General features: G+C 69.8%; 16 protein-coding genes. 11 read left to right on the forward strand and 5 right to left on the reverse strand.

Annotation, left to right across the window (positions count from 1 at the left end):
- The first annotated feature begins 250 nt into the window (after positions 1-250).
- The 4 genes from ACIHAX_RS32425 to ACIHAX_RS32440 all read left to right on the forward strand — a co-directional run bounded on the left by ACIHAX_RS32425 (position 251) and on the right by ACIHAX_RS32440 (position 2690).
- On the forward strand, positions 251-550 hold the full coding sequence (locus tag ACIHAX_RS32425) for a hypothetical protein (protein ID WP_397281408.1): 300 nt from the start codon (positions 251-253) through the stop codon (positions 548-550).
- A gap of 155 nt (positions 551-705) precedes the next feature.
- Complete coding sequence (locus tag ACIHAX_RS32430) at positions 706-1158, forward strand: hypothetical protein (protein ID WP_364431003.1); 453 nt, start codon at positions 706-708, stop codon at positions 1156-1158.
- On the forward strand, positions 1145-2248 hold the full coding sequence (gene xerC, locus ACIHAX_RS32435) for a tyrosine recombinase XerC (RefSeq protein ID WP_397281410.1): 1104 nt from the start codon (positions 1145-1147) through the stop codon (positions 2246-2248). The genes ACIHAX_RS32430 and xerC overlap by 14 nt, the downstream gene beginning before the upstream one ends.
- A 103-nt stretch (positions 2249-2351) precedes the next feature.
- The gene (locus ACIHAX_RS32440) at positions 2352-2690 is read left to right on the forward strand and encodes an STAS domain-containing protein (protein ID WP_364431340.1); all 339 of its coding nucleotides are present in this window, start codon (positions 2352-2354) and stop codon (positions 2688-2690) included.
- Positions 2691-2738: 48 nt separating this feature from the next.
- On the opposite strand, the gene ACIHAX_RS32445 is transcribed toward ACIHAX_RS32440, so the two are convergent.
- Positions 2739-3776 (reverse strand): LLM class F420-dependent oxidoreductase, encoded by a 1038-nt coding sequence (locus ACIHAX_RS32445; protein WP_355077418.1) that lies wholly within the window; start codon positions 3774-3776, stop codon positions 2739-2741.
- A gap of 148 nt (positions 3777-3924) precedes the next feature.
- Here ACIHAX_RS32445 and ACIHAX_RS32450 point away from each other — a divergent pair, with 148 nt between their 5' ends.
- Positions 3925-4584 carry a cyclodeaminase/cyclohydrolase family protein gene (locus ACIHAX_RS32450; RefSeq protein ID WP_355077416.1) on the forward strand — a complete coding sequence of 220 codons (660 nt, stop codon included), beginning with the start codon at positions 3925-3927 and terminating at the stop codon, positions 4582-4584.
- 30 nt (positions 4585-4614) lie between these two features.
- Here the strand turns inward: ACIHAX_RS32450 and ACIHAX_RS32455 are convergent, their stop codons facing one another.
- Positions 4615-5517 (reverse strand): NADP-dependent oxidoreductase, encoded by a 903-nt coding sequence (locus tag ACIHAX_RS32455; RefSeq protein WP_364431013.1) that lies wholly within the window; start codon positions 5515-5517, stop codon positions 4615-4617.
- Positions 5518-5583: 66 nt separating this feature from the next.
- Here ACIHAX_RS32455 and ACIHAX_RS32460 point away from each other — a divergent pair, with 66 nt between their 5' ends.
- The 4 genes from ACIHAX_RS32460 to ACIHAX_RS32475 all read left to right on the forward strand — a co-directional run bounded on the left by ACIHAX_RS32460 (position 5584) and on the right by ACIHAX_RS32475 (position 8662).
- Positions 5584-6018, forward strand: a complete 435-nt coding sequence (locus tag ACIHAX_RS32460) for a winged helix-turn-helix transcriptional regulator (RefSeq protein WP_397281413.1) — start codon at positions 5584-5586, stop codon at positions 6016-6018.
- A 188-nt stretch (positions 6019-6206) separates the two neighbouring features.
- Positions 6207-6959: a L,D-transpeptidase gene (locus ACIHAX_RS32465; RefSeq protein ID WP_355077411.1), complete on the forward strand. Its 753-nt coding sequence runs from the start codon at positions 6207-6209 to the stop codon at positions 6957-6959.
- Between the two features lie 54 nt (positions 6960-7013).
- Positions 7014-7661, forward strand: coding sequence for a nucleotidyltransferase domain-containing protein (locus tag ACIHAX_RS32470; RefSeq protein WP_397281415.1), 648 nt, complete (start codon positions 7014-7016; stop codon positions 7659-7661).
- A gap of 266 nt (positions 7662-7927) precedes the next feature.
- Positions 7928-8662: a hypothetical protein gene (locus ACIHAX_RS32475; protein ID WP_355077408.1), complete on the forward strand. Its 735-nt coding sequence runs from the start codon at positions 7928-7930 to the stop codon at positions 8660-8662.
- A gap of 134 nt (positions 8663-8796) precedes the next feature.
- Here the strand turns inward: ACIHAX_RS32475 and ACIHAX_RS32480 are convergent, their stop codons facing one another.
- Positions 8797-9642: a bifunctional 5,10-methylenetetrahydrofolate dehydrogenase/5,10-methenyltetrahydrofolate cyclohydrolase gene (locus ACIHAX_RS32480; RefSeq protein ID WP_356961946.1), complete on the reverse strand. Its 846-nt coding sequence runs from the start codon at positions 9640-9642 to the stop codon at positions 8797-8799.
- 461 nt (positions 9643-10103) lie between these two features.
- Here ACIHAX_RS32480 and ACIHAX_RS32485 point away from each other — a divergent pair, with 461 nt between their 5' ends.
- Together ACIHAX_RS32485 and ACIHAX_RS32490 are read left to right on the forward strand one after the other, a co-directional pair.
- Positions 10104-10973, forward strand: a complete 870-nt coding sequence (locus ACIHAX_RS32485) for a YdcF family protein (protein ID WP_356961944.1) — start codon at positions 10104-10106, stop codon at positions 10971-10973.
- A gap of 94 nt (positions 10974-11067) precedes the next feature.
- On the forward strand, positions 11068-11871 hold the full coding sequence (locus ACIHAX_RS32490; protein WP_355077403.1) for a putative protein N(5)-glutamine methyltransferase: 804 nt from the start codon (positions 11068-11070) through the stop codon (positions 11869-11871).
- A gap of 37 nt (positions 11872-11908) precedes the next feature.
- On the opposite strand, the gene ACIHAX_RS32495 is transcribed toward ACIHAX_RS32490, so the two are convergent.
- Positions 11909-12739 carry an SDR family NAD(P)-dependent oxidoreductase gene (locus tag ACIHAX_RS32495; RefSeq protein WP_364431028.1) on the reverse strand — a complete coding sequence of 277 codons (831 nt, stop codon included), beginning with the start codon at positions 12737-12739 and terminating at the stop codon, positions 11909-11911.
- A gap of 33 nt (positions 12740-12772) precedes the next feature.
- Entirely contained in the window at positions 12773-14344 is a 1572-nt protein-coding gene (locus ACIHAX_RS32500; RefSeq protein WP_397281418.1) for a succinic semialdehyde dehydrogenase, read from the reverse strand.
- Positions 14345-14471: the final 127 nt, after the last annotated feature.

Consider the following 14471-nt stretch of genomic DNA (forward strand, 5'->3'; position numbering starts at 1 on the left):
GGCGTGTTGCAGGTCAGCGACCGCTGGCACCTGCGCCCGCGGCTTGGCCCGATCGGTGAGAGAGGTCGTCGCCGCGCACGGCCGGTGCTGGGCTGCGTCCGGCCCGAAACGGCAACGCTCACCCGTGAAACGACGACATTGCAACGCTGGCATGCGGTGCATGAGCTGCTCGATCACGGTGTCGAACTGTTGGACTGCGCCCGACGTCTGGGATTGTCGCTGAACACGATGAAGCGTTACTCCCGCGCTCGTGAGCCGGACCAGCCGCGCCGCCCACCGCAATACCGCGCCGGCCTGGTCGAACCCCTACCGCCACCACCTGCGCCACCGCCGCACCGAGGAGCCCGGCGTCGCGGTGCTGCATCTGTTCCACGAGATCAAAGCCCTCGGCTATACCGGCGGCCTGAACCTGCTGCACGAGCTACTCCGCCACCGGACGGATCCTGCTGGCATAGCTGGATCACCACAGGAACTGAGGCAGAGCCGTTACCCGACACTCCCCAAACTGCTGATACTCGACCGGATCGACGCGCAGGCACCCGCATTCTGAAGCGCGATCTCAGATGACTTATACTAGGTATCGGGAGAATTCGCAGGCAGGTCCGAGATAGGTGACCTGATGTGCTCTTTCGCGGTCGGCTCGGCCGAACTTCTCCGCGTGCCTGGCTTTCCTTCGAGGACGTATTCGAACGGTCGAGCCGGGCGATGACGTCCGAGTTCGATAGTTTCTATCCGTCAGCCGCCGCCGATGACTGGCCCCGGGGACTGCCTTTCGAGTTTCCGCCGGCGATTTCGGATGTTCCGATCGGCCGTATCCATTGCTCTGTGTCAGCGCTCGATTCCCGGGGCCGGATCGGCGAGCGCTCGGCGCTACGCGCGTTGGGCTGGGGGCCCGGGCAGTGTGTCGAGGTCGGGGTCGACCGTCACATCGCGGTCGTGAGACCCGCCGAGGGCGGGCGGTGGCCGATCGGTCCGCGAGGCTACCTGCATCTACCGGCGGCGGTCCGCCACGGCTGTCACCTGTTCGCCGGGGATCGCGTGTTGCTGATCGCGGCGCTGGACCGCGGAAGGCTGCTGGTCTTTCCGATGGCCGCCGTCGCCGGCGCGGTGTATGCGCATAGTCCGGATCTGTGGGAGCCGGCCGATGGATATCGATGACCTGGCCGCGGCGCGGCATCTGCTCGAGCGGATGGGGCTGACCGTCGATGATCTCGGGGCCGGGACGGGCGTGGAGGTGCCGACGTTCGCCGCGTGGATTCCGGTCGTGCGGGCGGCGGTGCCGGCGACGACGGTCGCCAACTACGACACCTACTGGCGGATCATCGAACGCGAATGGCCGGAGCGTCGGCTCGATGAGCCGTCCGCGACCGAGATCGGCCGGCTCGTACAGGGGCACCGGGACAATGTCGTGGTCCGGGCGAACTCCCGCGATGGGCACGCCGCGGTCGCGCATTTCGTGTCCGCGTTTCGCTGCCTCTACTCCTACGCCGAGCGGGACCGGCTGATCGAGCACCGCGACAACCCCGCAGCGGTCGTGCCCCGCCCGGCCGCATTACCCGGACTGCGCCATGCGCTGACCGTCGATCAGGTCCTCGAACTCGCCCACATCGCCGCCACCACCGGCAACGACCCGGCCCTGGATGCCCTTATCGTGCGCCTGCACATCGAGACCGCGTGCCGGCGCGGTGCGGTGATCCGGCTCGCGCTAGCCGATTTGAACGTCGCCGACTGCCTGGTCCGGCTCCGGGAGAAAGGCGGGGTGGTGCGCTGGCATCCGGTCTCTCCCACGCTGATGCGGCGGCTGGTCGAGCACGCCGCCCAGCGCGGCGGCGCGCAGACCACCGATCGGGTGCTGCGCTACCGCGGCGGGCGTCCGATCGGGCGGCGCCGCCACGACACCCTCACCGCCCGGCTGCGTGCGCGTCTGCCGTGGGCCGCGGCGCTCGGGGTCAGCGCGCACTGGATCCGCCACACCACGTTGACGTGGGTGGAGCGTGAGTTCGGCATGGCGGTCGCGCGCGCCTTCGCCGGCCACGGCGCGAGCCCGGCGCGCGGGATGGCGACGTTCACCTACACCGGTGCCTCGATCGCCGAGCTGGCCACCGCGGTAGCGGTCCTGACCGGTGAGCCGCACCCCCTCGCGACGCGTGATCGGCCGTCCAGGCCGCGATGGGCACGCACCGAGCCCGGTCGGTGCGGTGCGCCGGACCGCCACCCCGGGGCCGAATCTACCCCCAAGACCGTGTAATGTGTCGCAGCATGAACACACTGCGGTTGCATATTCGCGCTGGATTGTGTGTCGTGGAGTTGTGACCAACACTTCCGGAGACGCGTACCCCCTCGCGGACACGATGACCACCACGGTCGCGGCCCACGACGGCGCCACGGTGCTGACGGTGGCCGGCGAGGTCGATCTCGCGACGGCGCCCGCACTGGAGAATGCGATCGATGCCATTCTCAGCGGCAAGCCCGCGGCCCTGATCATCGACCTCACCGCGGTCAGCTTCCTCGCCTCGGCGGGCATGGCGACGCTCGTCGCGGCCCACCAGCGCGCCGGCTCGACCACCGCGATCGCCGTCGTCGCCGAGGGCCCGGCGACCAGTCGGCAACTGAAGATGACCAGTTTGGATCAGGTCTTCGCGCTGCATTCGACGTTGGACGCCGCGCTGGCGGCGCTCCAGCAGAGATGACGCGTGCCGCTGCCGCCGTCGCACCCGTCGACGGCGGCAGCGCCTTGCTCAGACCAGTTCGCGCAGCTGTTCGATCAGCTTGACGCGCTCGGCGGCGGTGGCCGCCATCGGAACGACGTTCAGGACCGTCACGCCGGCTTCCTTGAAGGCCGCGACCCGTTCCTTGACGTATCCGGCCGAGCCGACCAGGGAGATGTCCCGGACCAGCTGGTCCGGGACCGCCTTCGTCGCGGCCTCCTTCTCCCCCGCCAGGTACAGCTCCTGGATGCGGTCGGCCTCGGCGCCGTAGCCGTACTTGGTGGCCAGGGTGTGGTAGAAGTTCTTGCCCTTGGCGCCCATGCCGCCGATGTAGAGCGCCAGATGCGGCTTCACGAACTGCAGCAGCGGTTCGACGTTGTCCCCGATGGCCAGGGCCGGACCCGCGTACACGTCCAGGTCGCCCAAGGCGGGGTCGCGCTTGGCCAGACCCGCGGTGAGCGAGTCCGCCCACACATCCTTCGCCTTCTCCGGCAGGAAGAAGATCGGCTGCCAGCCCTCGGCGATCTCGGCGGCCAGTTCCACGTTCTTCGGTCCGAGCGCGGCCAGCAGCACCGGAATGCGCTCACGCACCGGGTGGTTGATCAGCTTGAGCGGCTTGCCGAGACCGGTGCCCCGTTCGGCGGGCAGCGGGATCTGGTAGTACTTGCCCTGGTATTCCAGGCGCTCGCGCCGCCAGACCTTCCGGCAGATCTCGACCAGTTCCCTGGTCCGGCCGATCGGCGCGTCATAGGGCACGCCGTGGAAGCCCTCGATCACCTGCGGACCCGACGCACCCAGCCCGAGCACGTACCGTCCGTCGGAGACGAAGTCCAGGCCCGCCGCGGTCATGGCGGTCAGGCTCGGGGTACGCGTGTAGAGCTGCAGGATGCCGGAGGCCAACTGCAGGCGCGTGGTCTTCGCGGCCAGGTAACCGAGCGCGCTCACCGCGTCGAACGAGTACGCCTCGGGCACGAACACGATGTCCAGGCCCGCCCGCTCGAGGTCGGCGACTTCGGCCGCCGCCTCTTTGAAGCCCCCCGAGTAGTTGATGCTCAATCCGATGCGCATGGCACTCAACATAACGGCGGGTACGCTCGGGCCGCGCACCGGCCACAGGGGAAGGCCCGGCAAGGCGTGGTCACGACCGTACGACCGGCGGCACGGGGTAGCGTCTACTCGTAGACCATCCTCGCCGTAAACGAAAGGCAACACCCTCGTGTCGCAGACCAGCTCGTCGTCCACGGAAACTGCGCCGTCCTTCGGCGGGGCCGCCCTGGCGCAGTACCTGAGCGATCTGGCCGCCAAGATTCCCGCACCGGGCGGCGGTGCGGTGGCCGCGCTGCACGCCGCGCAGGCCGCCGCGCTCGTCGCGATGGTCGCGCGATACACCACCCGCGCCAAGGACGCCGAGAACCGGCCGGTGGTCGATCGGATCATCGAGGCCGCCGACGCGGCCCGCGAGCGCGCTCTCGCGCTGGCCGACGCCGACGCCGCCGCGTTCACGGCTGTCGGCGCCGCCTACAAGCTGCCCAAGGACACCCCGGAGGATCTCGCCGCCCGCACCGCGGCGATCAACGACGCGCTGATCGAGGCCGCCCGCGTGCCCGCCGCCGTCGTCGACGAGGCGGACGAGGTGCTGTCGCTGGCGGCGGAGCTGTTCCCGATCGGGAATCCGAACGTCGTCACCGACATCGGCGCGGCCGCCGACGCCTGCCGCGCCGCCGCGACCTCCTCGCAGCTCAACATCGAGATCAACGTGGCGTCGCTGCCCGCCGCCGAGGGCGACCGGTTCGCCGCGGTCCTGGTGCGGATCGACGAGCTCACCGCGCGGGCGGACGCCCTGCACGCCGACGTCGTGCACGCCGTTCGCCGCTGACTCGCTCGCGCGGGCCGCGGCCCGGCCCCGTCAGGCGGGCGGGTTCCAAGCGACCAGCACGATCTTGCCGCGCACCCGTCCGGACTCGCTGAGTTCGTGCGCCTTCGCGGCATCCGCGAGCGGTAGCACCTGGTCGATGGTCGCGCGCAGATGACCGCGCTCGACCATCGTGGTGATCTCGCGCAGCGATACCCCGGACGGTTCGACATAGAACCGCTCGTAACGCGGATCGGCTTCCGCATCCGAACCCTGCGTGTCGATCAATCTGCCGTCGGGCCGGAGCACCGGGACCGAGCGAGAACCGTACGCTCCACCGACCAGGTCGAGCACGACGTCGACGTCGCGCACCGCGGCGCCGAAATCGACCGCGGTGTAGTCGATCACCTCGTCGGCGCCGAGTCCGCGCAGGTATTCGTGGTTGACCGCGCGTGCGGTGCCGATCACGTAGGCGCCCCGATGCCGGGCTATCTGCACCGCCAGATGCCCGACGCCTCCCGCGGCGGCGTGCACCAGCAGGCGTTGCCCCGCTCCGAGCGCGGCCAGCGCCTGCCACGCGGTCAGCGCCGCCGTCGGCAGCGCCGCGGCGTGCACCAGGTCGAGGTTCCTCGGCTTCGGCGCCAGGGCGTGCGCTTGCGCCACAACGTATTCCGCGTTCGCGCCGCCGAAGACCATGCCGTATACCGGATCACCGACCGCGAACCGGTCCACACCGGGTCCGAGTTCGGCCACGACACCCGACACGTCGAGCCCCAGCGTCAGCGGTGGATCGCCGAGCCGCCCGACCAGCCCGGCGCGCACCTTCCAGTCGGCGGCGTTGACGCTGGTCGCGGCGACCCGCACCAGCACCTCCTTCGGACCCGGCCGCGGCCGATCCACCTCGACCACTTGGAGCACTTCCGGGCCACCGAACGCGTATTGCGTGATTGCGAGCATGCACCGATTCTGGCCACTCGTGGTACCTTTCGGAAAGAAGGCACCTTCTTGATACCGAGGTACCCAATGGATACTGCCTGTGACCGGCCCGCGGCCGGCAGCCTGGTCGACAACTACTTGCACCGCTGCCCCGCACGAGAAGTGCTGACCGTGCTCGCCGACAAATGGGTGATGCTCGTGCTCGGCGTGCTGCGCGGCCACGGCGGGCCGATCCGCTTCAACGAGCTGCGCCGCCGCCTGGACGGCATCACCCAGAAGATGCTCACCCGCACGCTGCGCGCCCTGGAGCGCGAGGGGCTGGTGCACCGCGCGGTCTACCCCACGGTGCCGCCCCGCGTGGAGTACTCGCTCACCGAACTCGGCGCGAGCATCGGCGCGATCACGCATGCCATGGGCATCTGGGCCGTCGAGCACCAGGACCGGATACTCACCGCCCGAGCGGATTTCGACGCGCGAGCGGCGGCCGCGCCGGAACCGCTGCCCGTCGGCGGCGCGCGCTGACCCTCGACGGAGGCCCCGGTACCGGTACGTGTGCCCGTTTCGACGCGACCGCGCGGGGTAAGCGCTCAGTGGTGGGCGTGTCCCCGGATCACAACTGGACCACGGACCAAGTTCTATCCGTGGCCGAGTTGATCATGGGGGCTTAGACTGTCTCTTGCCTACCACACCAGCTCGAAGGGGTGGACGCCATGAGGAGCGCCATTCGGTACCTGTTCCTCGCGACCGTGATCGTGGCACTGGCCGCGTTCGGGTCGGGCGCGGCGACAGCGACGATGATCGGAAAGCCGTCGACGCCCGCGGTGGCGGCGATCGGACCCTCGAACGGCCAGGTGGTGGGCGTGGCCCAGCCCGTGACCGTTCGTTTCGCCGCACCTGTCGCGAATCGCGCGCAGACGGAACAATCCATCGACATCAGAACGACCCGGCCACTGCCGGGCACATTCGCGTGGACCGACGATCGCGAAGTGACGTGGACGCCCACCGGGTTCCTGCCCGCAGGTTCGAACATACTCGTCTCGGTCGGCGGCGTGCGCACGGAATTCACCACCAACGCAGGCGTTTTCGGCGAAGCGAATATGTCGGCGCACACGTTCACGCTCACCGTCGGCGGCACCGTCGTCCGGACGATGCCCGCCTCGATGGGCAAGCCCGGATACGAAACGCCCACCGGCACATGGCCGGTTCTGGAGAAATTCCGGTCCGTCGTGTTCGACTCCCGCACCATCGGCATTCCGCTGAGTTCGCCGGAAGGCTACATCATCAACGGCGAGTTCGCCGAACGGCTCACGTGGGGCGGTGTTTTCATCCACTCGGCTCCGTGGTCGGTGGACCAGCAAGGTTACTCGAACGTCAGCCACGGCTGCATCAACCTCGCTCCCGACGACGCCGAATGGGTCTATCACACGATCGGCGTCGGCGACCCGGTCGTCACGCATTGGTGAACGGCGCCCTCCTCCGAGTAGCGTTCGGAAGACGTACCCGAGGGAGGGCCACCGTTGCGCGAGTTTCCGATCCCGCCGCCTCGTGACACGAAAGAAGCCGATTTCCAAGATCTTTGGGGCCCGTGGGCATTCGTCACGCCGGGCGATGTCGGCGAGATACTCGGCGACATCGACGCTCCCTGGTGGATCGCGGGAGGCTGGGCGATCGACGCCTGCACCGGCACCCGGCGGCGGCACAGCGACGTGGACGTGGCGATGTTCCGTGCCGATCTGCCCGCCCTGCGCACCGCCGCGCGCGGCCGCCTGCACATCTGGTCGGCGGGCCCCTACGGCATCCGCCCCGTCGACGAGCGCTACCCTGACGTAGCCGAGAGCGCCGATCAGGTGTGGCTGCGCGCGAACGCTCGATCCCCGTGGCTGATCGACCTTCTGCTGAATCCGGGACAGGACGGGGCATGGGTCAACCGGCGCGATCGCTCCATGGTCGCACCGCTCGACGAGGTGACCTGGATCGCCGACGACGGCATCCGATACCTCAACCCGGAGCTGGTGCTGATCTTCAAGGCCAAGCAGCGCAGGCCGAAAGACCGCGTGGATCTCGAGCGGACCTGGCCGGAGCTGAGCGCCGCACAGCGCGCGGTGGTGCGGACCTACGTGACCGACCACTATCCCGAGCACGAATGGCTGGATCTACTGCGGTAGTACCGCTTCCCGAAATGTCTCTCGGGCAACGGCGCTCGCACTCTCGGCGCCGCGAAACGGCGTCGTGCGACTCGGTGGCGGTCGGCGCGAATCAGCGAGCGGGGCGGGGACGGCGCGGCACACGTGCGCCGGATCGACGTACCGGGCGGTACCCTCCGAGGGGCGGGACGGCTCAATTGTGAACGCGGCAGGGCGTTCCCGGCTCGGGACGATGCGGTTAATCTGACGGGGACCTGATGAAGGGTGGGGCGATGGATCGACCGGAGATGAGCGCACGACCCGGATACGACCGGGGGCATCCCTACAGCGCCGAGCGGCCGGTACAGGCGCCGTCCGGCGAGGACTACCGCGGCGAGTGGGCCGCGTGGGTGGATCGGCCGCCCGTGCCGCCGTCCGAACCCGCGCAGCCGCCGGAACCCGAACCGGAGCTGTACGAGGACCAATTCGCCGGGCTGATCGACCGCTCGCCCGCGCCGCGTTCACGGCGATGGGTGGTGCCACTGCTCGGCATACTCGGTATCGCCGCGCTGGCCCTCGTGGCCTATGTGCTGGTCGGGACCGGCGGCCCCGATCGGCAGGCCGCCGCACCGGTTCCGTCCGCGCAGGCCACCACGCCCGCCGCACCGACCGCGCAGTGCCCCGCCGAGCGGGTGGGCAACCGGATCCAGGGCAACGGCGTCGGCGGATTCGACTCCGGTCCCGCGGTGATCTTCGCTTTTCAGCACGCCTATTACGTGGACCGGTCCGGCGAGCAGGTCCGCGCCACCACCACCGCGGACGCCGCCGTACAAGCAGCCGACGCGATCCAGCGCGGCATCGACAGCATTCCGACGGGCACCACCCACTGTGTCGCGATCAGTCCCGGCGCCTTCGCGGGCCAGTACATCGTGGTGATCACCGAGCACCGCCCAGGACAGCAACCGGTGACCTACAATCCGCAGATCGTCACCACCACCAAGGACGGCGAGCGCACTCTCATCAGCGCCATCGCCCGCGGTTAGGCGTACCTCCGCCTTCGCTCCGGCCATGCGCGAACTGCGTACCTCCGCCTTCGCTCCGGCCATGCGCGAGCTGAGGACGGACTACGTCCGACCGCACCCATTAGGCAGCTCTCCGCAGGCGCGAGAGCGCCCGGTCAGTCGGATTCGGCGGCGGTGACCACGTGGCGCATGAGGAGGGCTGTGGTGACCGGGCCCACGCCACCAGGGACGGGACTGAGCCCGGCGGCCTTGCCGCGTACCGAGTCCGCGTCGACATCGCCGACGATCTTGCCGTCGGGGGCCTCGTTGGTGCCGACGTCGATGACCACCGCGCCCTCCCGGACGTGCTTGCCGGAGATCAGGCCGATGCGGCCCGCCGCGGCGACGACGATGTCGGCGGCGGCGGTGACGGCGGCGAGGTCGGCGGTGCGGGAATGGCACACCGTGACGGTCGCGTCCTTCGCCAGCAGCAGCTGAGCGAGCGGCTTCCCGACGACGTTCGACCGGCCGACGACCGCGACGTGGCGGCCTGCCAGCGGGATCTGGTGGTGCTCGAGCAGTTCGACCACGGCCTCGGAGGTGGCGGGGACGAAGCCGTCCAGCCCGGCCGCCAGCAGGCCGAGCGACAACGGGCTGACGCCGTCGACGTCCTTGGACGCGACGATCGCGGAACTCACGTCGTCGAGGGTGACGCCCTTCGGGAGGGGGGTCTGCAGCATGATCGCGTCGGTCGCCGGATCCGCACCGCGCGCGGCGAGCTCGGCACGGATCTCCGCCGCACCGGCCGCTGCACCCAGATCGACCGTGTCGCAAGCGATTCCGAGTCGTTCGGCCGCTTTGCGAAGTGAGTTCACATACCAGGCGCTCGCGGGGTCGTCGTTCGCAACGACCAGAGCAAGACGCGGAGCGGCGCCGCCTTCGGTGCGCGCGGCGGCGCGGGCCTTGGTGTCGGCGTTGATGGCGGCGGCGAGTTCCTTGCCGGACAGCGAAACGGTATCCACGTTGACACAGCCTAACGGGCGCGGCCTGACGAATCCCTCCCGCGCCCACGTCGAGTTGAGCTAATGGAAGGCAATCGAACGCCGAACCGCGGGCGGACGCTCGGCGAACCGAACGAAGACCGTTCGACACGCCGGAAGGCACTCGTCCACCATCGGGCCGCCAGGGTCGAGCGGAGCGACACGGACGAGCATTGCCATGGCAGCCCGCCTTGCGCCGAACTGAACGTCTTCTTGGTACCGAGCGAAGATCGAAACGTGCCGACTCGGCATCGAAAATGGCCGACAGCGGATTTCGCGACCTGTCGTTCCGCCGAGCACACATAGCCGTGACGACGGCGCATGACCCGTTCGCCAATTGCCGGATCGCCGGGAGCTTCGGCCGTATGGTAATTCCTGCTTGCCCCAGCTAACTGCTAGCACGTGCCAACCCGTTCCGCAGCGGAAAGGTGACGACTGTAGTGATGATCTCGAGGCATTGGAAATCTCTCGTCGCGGCGTCGTTCGCCGCGTTCTCGCTCACCGGGCTCGCCGGTGTCCCCGCGCACGCCGCGCCGGAAACGGACGCCCTCTACAACTCCGCCCAGCGGCACTTCGCCAACGGCGACGACAACGCGGGCCGCGCCGACCTGCGCAATCTGATCGGCGCCGACCCCGCCGACGCCGAAGCACTGGCCCTGCAGGCGATCTGGTCGGACTACGCCGGTGACCTGCCCGCGCTGGTGGACGCCATGGCCCGGCTGCACGCGGTCGATCCGGGCTTGGCACAGGGCACCGACAACGTGCTCGGCGCCATCCGCGCCGCGGTGGGCACCCTGCCGAACCCGCTGCCCGCGCTGGCGGGGCCGCAGACCGGCATCGTCGTGCTCGGCTACGGCCTGCTCCCGGACGGGGCGCTGCGTCCCGAACTGGTGAACCGGCTCACCGCGGCCTGGTTGCAGTCGATCGCCGCGCCGTTGTCGCCGATCGTCGTCACCGGCGGCAATCCGCAGAACGGCATCACCGAGGCCGAGGCCATGCGCGACTGGCTGGTCACCCACGGCGTGCCGCCCACGCGCGTCCACGTGGAGAGCCGCGCGGGCTCGACCGTGCAGAACGCCCTGTTCAGCACGAGGCTGCTGCGGGACGTGGGCGCGACGAGCGCGATCGTGGTCACCTCGCCCAATCACATCCGCCGCGCCGTGGCGGATTTCATCGTCGCGGGCACCAGGGTCGTCGGCGCGACGACCTCGCTCGAACAGCTGGTCTCGCAGCTGCCGCCGCCGGGCCGAGCGGGCCAGCGCGGCATCTACCTCGACGCCACCCGCACCTTCCAGCTCGACACGGCACGCTGACTCCGGGCCGATCGGGACCCGCGTCCGAAACGCCGGTCCCGCTCGCCCGGAAATTTGTTGGCGGCGTCACGCGGGCGCGCGGCAGGATGGCCCGGTGACGTCAGCGGGAAGTACCGACGTGGTGGCTCGGCTCCGGGCGGCGGGCTGCGTGTTCGCCGAGGACGAGGCGCGGTTGCTCACGGCCGCCGCCGCAGAGACCGGTGTACCCCTCGAATCGCTGGTCGCCCGGCGCGTCACCGGCAGTCCGCTCGAGCACCTGCTCGGCTGGGCGGAGTTCCACGGACTGCGGGTCGCGGTGTCGCCCGGCGTCTTCGTGCCACGGCAGCGCACCGCGTTCCTCGTCGATCTCGCGGTCGAGTTGATCCGCGACCGCACTGGCCATCCGGTGGTGGTCGATCTGTGCTGTGGCTCGGGCGCCCTCGGCCTCGCTGCGGCGCGGGCCGCCGCCGACGCGGGCCGCGCGATCACGCTGGCGGCCGCCGACATCGATCCGGTCGCGGTCGCGTGCGCCCGCCGCAACCTCACCCCGCTCGGCGCCCCGGTCTACGAAGGGGACCTCTTCGAGCCCTTGCCGGAGGAATTGCGCGGCTGCGTCGACGTCCTGCTCTGCAACACCCCCTACGTCCCCTCGGAGATGATCGCGCGGATGCCGCCGGAGGCACGCGATCACGAGCCGCGCACCGCCCTCGACGGCGGCCCGGACGGATTGGATGTCTTCCGCCGGGTCGCGGCCGATGCTGCCGAGTGGCTGGCCCCGGGCGGACACCTGCTCGTGGAGTCCAGCGAGGACCAAGCGCCGATCGCGCTCGACGTGCTGGCCGAGCACGGCCTCGCCGGGCGCGTCGCGGAGTCGGACGAGCACTACGCGACCGTGGTCATCGGCACCCGCCCCCGGTGACGACGGCGCACCGCCCGGCTCCGACCCGGATGCCGCGCTACTTCTTGCGGCCGGTGAACTGGTCCATCGAGTGGTAGACGCCGACCGTGTCGAGGAACAGGTCGCGCAGCTTGATCGGCAGCAGGCCGGAGAGCGCCTTGTTCAAGCGTGAGGTCCACGGCAGTACGAGCAGCGGGGCGCCGTTCTTCATCTCCCGCCACGAGGTGTCGACCACCTTCTGCTGGTCCAGGATCGGCGTGAACAGGAATCCCTTGGCGCCGTCGAACATTCCGGTGTTGATGTAGGTCGGGCAGACCGTGGTGATCTTCACGTGGTCGTGGCCGGCCTGTTCCAGCTCGATCCGCACGGAGTCCGACCAGCCCAGCGCCGCCCACTTGGACGCGGCGTAGACGCTCATGCGCGGGTTGGACACCAGGCCCGCCGAGGAAGCGATGGTCAACACTCGCGCCTCGGTGGATCCGGCGACCATCGCGGGCAGGAATTCGAGCGTGACGTACATCGGTCCGAGCGAGTTGATCGCCATCGTCTTGTCGATGTCGGCGCGGTTGTCGGTTTCCCAGAAGTAGCTGTTGCCGCGCACGATGCCCGCGTTGTTGACCAGGATGTCGATGCCGCCGACCTGCTCGCGCACGCTTGCCGCCGCCTCGGTGATCGACTCGGCCGAGGCCACGTCGACCACGTGATGATGCACGGCGCTGCCGCGGCCGGTCAGCTCGGCGGCGGTCTCCTTCAGCGCGGCCTCGTTGATGTCCCACAGCACCACCGCTGCGGCGCCTTCGCGCACCGCACGCTCGGCGAACAGCTTGCCCAGGCCCATCGCGGCCCCCGTGACCAGGACCCTCTTGCCCGCCACCGTGTCCAGTTTCATCCGTACCGCTTCCTGATCCGTGAGTCCTGCGAGTTACTTCTGCCGAAGCGATTTCATGACGCCGAAGTACAGCGTCATGGTCTTGGCCCAGAGCGCTTCGGACATGCCGGGCAGCGGCGCGATGGGCAGCACCCGCTGCACCGCGATGGTCTGGGTGTCGATGTACTTGAGCAGGCCTTCGGGACCGTGCCTGCGCCCCGTGCCGGAGATGCCGAGCCCACCCGATGGCGCGTCGGCGCTGCCCCACGCGGCGATGAAGCCCTCGTTGACGTTCACCGAGCCCGCGTTGATCCGCGCCGCCACCGCACGGCCGCGGGCGGTGTCCTTGGTCCACACGCTGGCGTTGAGGCCGTAGGCGGTGTCATTGGCCTGCGCAACGGCATCGTCGTCGCTGCTCACACGGTAGATCGAGACCACGGGGCCGAAGGTCTCCTCGCGATGCACCGTCATGCCCGGCCGCACGCCCGCCAGCACCGTGGGCTCGTAGAAGTACGGGCCGAGGTCCGGGCGCGCGCGACCGCCCGCCAGCACCGTGGCGCCCTTGGCCACCGCGTCGTTCACGTGCGCCAGCACCGTGTCCAGCTGACGCTGGAAGGTCAGCGAACCCATGTCGCTGTCGTAGTTCAGCCCGCCGCCGAGTTCGATGGCCTCGACGTGCCCGACGAATTCGGCGACGAAGCGGTCATAGACGCTGTCGTGTACGTAGATCCGTTCCATCGACTCGCACAGCTGCCCGGCCGAGGCGAAGCAGGCGCGGATGGCGATCTTGGCGGCACGGGAGACGTCCGCGTCGGCGAGCACCAGCAGCGGGTTCTTGCCACCCAGTTCGAGGGAGTAGCCGATCAGCCGCTCGCCCGCCTGCTGGGCGATGGTGCGCCCGGTGGCGCTGGAGCCGGTGTAGTCGACGTAGTCGGCGCGGGCGATCACGTCGCCGCCGATCACCGAACCGCGGCCGAGCACCGCCTGCCAGAGCCCACGCGGCAGTCCGGCGCGCACGGCGGCATCGATGGCCCACAACGCGGTCAGCGCGGTCTGGTTGTCCGGGCGCGCCACCACCGCGTTGCCCGCGACGAGGGCGGGCAGCGCGTCGGAGACCGCCAGGGCCAGCGGGTAGTTCCACGGCGAGATCACCGCCACCACGCCCTTGGGCCGGTGCAGCACGTCGACCTGGGTGAGCACGGGAAGCACTCCGCGCGGCTTGCGGGTGGCCAGCAGCCGCCCGGCCACCGAGGCGTAGTACCTGGCGTTCACGGCCACGTCGCCGACCTCGTCGAACGCGTGCGCCCGTGCCTTGCCGGTCTCGGTCTGCACGATGTCCAGGATGGTGTCCTGCTCGGCCAGCACGATGTCGTGGAACCGGCGCAGCACCGCGACCCTTTCCCGCACCGGACGCCGCGCCCACTGGCGCTGCGCTTCGCGGGCGGTGGCGAACGCGGTCTCGATATCGGCGGTGGAGGACTGCGGCAGGTCGGCGATCTTCGCGCCGGTCGCGGGCGCGAACACTTCGACCGCGGGGGCGCCGCCCACGACGGCGTGCGCGAGCAACGGCAGCACCAGCGCGGAGGGCAGCGCGTCGGCGGTGACCGGGTGGGAGGCGGTGGTCATGTTCGGCCCTCTCGAGGACGGTGGGCCGCGTGCGCGCCCTATTAAATGAACAGTGGTGTTAGATTAATGTCTATGTCACTGCTCGTGTCAAGCTGTTCGTCGTGGCGCACAGGTATCCCGGGGGCCG

Source organism: Nocardia sp. NPDC051929 (genome assembly GCF_044548645.1).
GTDB classification, from domain to species: Bacteria; Actinomycetota; Actinomycetes; order Mycobacteriales; family Mycobacteriaceae; genus Nocardia; species Nocardia sichangensis.

What these genes read in the sequence shown, in the direction of transcription:
- ACIHAX_RS32430 (WP_364431003.1), top strand. Translation starts at nt 706, where the DNA reads ATGACGTCCGAGTTCGATAGTTTCTATCCGTCAGCCGCCGCCGATGAC.
- xerC (WP_397281410.1), top strand. Translation starts at nt 1,145, where the DNA reads ATGGATATCGATGACCTGGCCGCGGCGCGGCATCTGCTCGAGCGGATG.
- ACIHAX_RS32440 (WP_364431340.1), top strand. Translation starts at nt 2,352, where the DNA reads ATGACCACCACGGTCGCGGCCCACGACGGCGCCACGGTGCTGACGGTG.
- ACIHAX_RS32445 (WP_355077418.1), bottom strand. Translation starts at nt 3,776, where the DNA reads ATGCGCATCGGATTGAGCATCAACTACTCGGGGGGCTTCAAAGAGGCG.
- ACIHAX_RS32455 (WP_364431013.1), bottom strand. Translation starts at nt 5,517, where the DNA reads ATGCTCGCAATCACGCAATACGCGTTCGGTGGCCCGGAAGTGCTCCAA.
- ACIHAX_RS32460 (WP_397281413.1), top strand. Translation starts at nt 5,584, where the DNA reads ATGGATACTGCCTGTGACCGGCCCGCGGCCGGCAGCCTGGTCGACAAC.
- ACIHAX_RS32465 (WP_355077411.1), top strand. Translation starts at nt 6,207, where the DNA reads ATGAGGAGCGCCATTCGGTACCTGTTCCTCGCGACCGTGATCGTGGCA.
- ACIHAX_RS32475 (WP_355077408.1), top strand. Translation starts at nt 7,928, where the DNA reads ATGAGCGCACGACCCGGATACGACCGGGGGCATCCCTACAGCGCCGAG.
- ACIHAX_RS32485 (WP_356961944.1), top strand. Translation starts at nt 10,104, where the DNA reads ATGATCTCGAGGCATTGGAAATCTCTCGTCGCGGCGTCGTTCGCCGCG.
- ACIHAX_RS32495 (WP_364431028.1), bottom strand. Translation starts at nt 12,739, where the DNA reads ATGAAACTGGACACGGTGGCGGGCAAGAGGGTCCTGGTCACGGGGGCC.
- ACIHAX_RS32500 (WP_397281418.1), bottom strand. Translation starts at nt 14,344, where the DNA reads ATGACCACCGCCTCCCACCCGGTCACCGCCGACGCGCTGCCCTCCGCG.